The sequence below is a fragment of the Novacetimonas hansenii JCM 7643 genome (assembly GCF_000964405.1).
Lineage (GTDB): Bacteria > Pseudomonadota > Alphaproteobacteria > Acetobacterales > Acetobacteraceae > Novacetimonas > Novacetimonas hansenii.
Map to the genome: position 1 here is coordinate 1 of NZ_BANE01000041.1, position 2,040 is coordinate 2,040.

The 2,040-nt window shown below is 58.7% G+C and carries 2 protein-coding genes and 1 pseudogene; 1 reads left to right on the forward strand and 2 read right to left on the reverse strand.

The window, feature by feature from the left end; all coding sequences use genetic code 11:
- Nucleotides 1-103: 103 nt before the first annotated feature.
- Nucleotides 104-1,030, reverse strand: coding sequence for a LysR family transcriptional regulator (locus B7G66_RS02690; RefSeq protein ID WP_231106295.1), 927 nt, complete (start codon nucleotides 1,028-1,030; stop codon nucleotides 104-106).
- Nucleotides 1,020-1,148, reverse strand: coding sequence for a hypothetical protein (locus tag B7G66_RS18930; protein WP_264986251.1), 129 nt, complete (start codon nucleotides 1,146-1,148; stop codon nucleotides 1,020-1,022). The genes B7G66_RS02690 and B7G66_RS18930 overlap by 11 nt, the downstream gene beginning before the upstream one ends.
- Before the next feature lie 596 nt (nucleotides 1,149-1,744).
- On the opposite strand from B7G66_RS18930, the pseudogene B7G66_RS02695 reads away from it, so the two are divergent.
- Nucleotides 1,745-2,040: pseudogene (locus B7G66_RS02695) on the forward strand (carbohydrate porin); the annotation flags it as partial.

Consider the following 2,040-nt stretch of genomic DNA (forward strand, 5'->3'; position numbering starts at 1 on the left):
ATAAAAGTTTTTGGTAAAGCTTTTTTCAAAAAGCTTTGAAAGACATAACACTTTCAAAAAAAATGGCGGACACTTCCTGCCACGATCCACGCACACCATGGCGTCACCCGGCCGCAACCGCCGTCAGTATCCACTGTCGAAACGCCACCAGCGGGGCATAGCGCGTGCGATTGACAGGCCAGACAAGGTAATAGGCTTCCTCTGCCATTTGTGGTGCGGGGGGCGCGATTTCATGCAGTTCACCGCGTGCCAGTTCTTCGGCAATCAGGAAACGCGGCAACAGCGCCAGCCCCGCCCCTGCGCGCGCCGCCTGTGTTATGGTTGCGAACTGGTCACACAACATGCCGTGGATCTGGCACGCATCGACATCATGGGCATGGAACCAGCGTTCCCACGCATCGGGCCGCGACACCAGATGCAACAGCGGCGCACACAGCAGATCCGACGGCGTGCGAAAGGACGACCGCGCGGCCATGTCGGGGCTGCACACCGGCACGACCTGTTCATGCATCAGGAATTCCATCTCCGCCCCCGGCCAGTCAGGCAGGCCATAATGAATGGCAGCATCGAGGGCTTCTGCCGCGAATTCAAACGGAGCCGGACGGGTGAACAGGTTGATGGTGATATCAGGATGCAACAGCCCGAACGCCGGCACGCGCGGCGCCATCCAGCGCGCGCCAAAGGTGGGCAGCACCGCAAGGTTGAACGTACCGCCACTGGGACTGGCCCGAAAGCCAAGGGTCGCGGTGGAGATATGTTTCAATGCCTCGCGGATTTCACGGGCATAGGTTTCCCCCGCCATCGTCAGGCGCACGGTCTGGCGTTCGCGGGTGAACAGGTCCGCGCCCAACTGTACCTCCAACGCACGGATATGGCGGCTGATCGCACTTTGCGTCAGATGCAGTTCCGTGGCGGCCGTGGTGAAATTCTGGTGCCGGGCCGCCGCCTCGAACGAGCAGAGCAGCGAAATCGAGGGAAGAAAACGTCGAGCCAGCGCCACAGTGCCATTACCATTTACGTCAGGAGACAAGCCGGTGGGAATGATAGGGCATCCCCACACGCCCGTCACGCCGCACCAGCGCATGCAGCCGCATTGGCTGGGGATGGCGCACGATACACAATAGTCCAGTGATGAGAAGTGGGAACATTCCAGGCGTTACCCTGTGTTTTGCATAATATGATGCATTTCAGGGATTTTTGAAATTTACAAAAAACCTTCATGATTCAACAGGTTAATTGGCCTTACTGGCAAACAGTCCCTAAAATCATGTCTGAAAGTAAGGCTCGATAACATACTGAAATTACAAAAGTTTTTGGTGAAGCTTTTTCCAAAAAGCGTCAGAAGACGCCGCCTTTTTCGATCGAAAGGCGGCACCCAGAAACTTTTCTTTTTTATCAATGACGTGTTTTCAAACAGGCTCTTATCAAGGCGTCACCGACAGCATGCATGATACCAGCCTGCTGCCCGGACAGATTTTCACGCCGCCGGTTTATGGCTGTCCCTGCCATATCTGCCCTTGTGATGGCTGCCCCTGTTATGGCTGCCCCCTGCGTGACACCGTTGCATGGCCTGCCGATGGGTTATACGTTCGCCCCGTTATGTCAGTACCCTGCCATGTCAGGCCCTTGGCGGGACAGTTCATACCGATGGGTATCTTTGTCCCCCTGCCTGCGCGCCGACGGGGTGCGCCGTTATCGCCTGCCCTGCCACCGGCCGGGACGGGCCAGAAGCGAAAGCCCGTCCATGAGTCGAGTCCCCCTGCCCCGCAGCATCCACGGCCTGCTGGCTGCCTGCGCCATGGTGGCCACCACATCACGGGCCCATGCGCAGGCCCCCGCCACACAGATCGCGCAGGAACGTGCGCGGCTGGGCAATTCCACGCCCCTGATTGCACAGATCGACCCCGCGACCGTGCGGGATTCAACTACCCCGCCGCCGAGTGAGGGCGACAGGCTGGATACGAGCGGCAACCTGCTTGGGGACATGTGGGGACTGCGGCCGTGGCTGTACAAGCACGGCGTGACCTTCAACCTTCAGGA

Bases quoted from the DNA above. Each gene is read 5' to 3' on its own strand.
- B7G66_RS18930 (WP_264986251.1), bottom strand. From the start codon at position 1,148: ATGTTCCCACTTCTCATCACTGGACTATTGTGTATCGTGCGCCATCCC.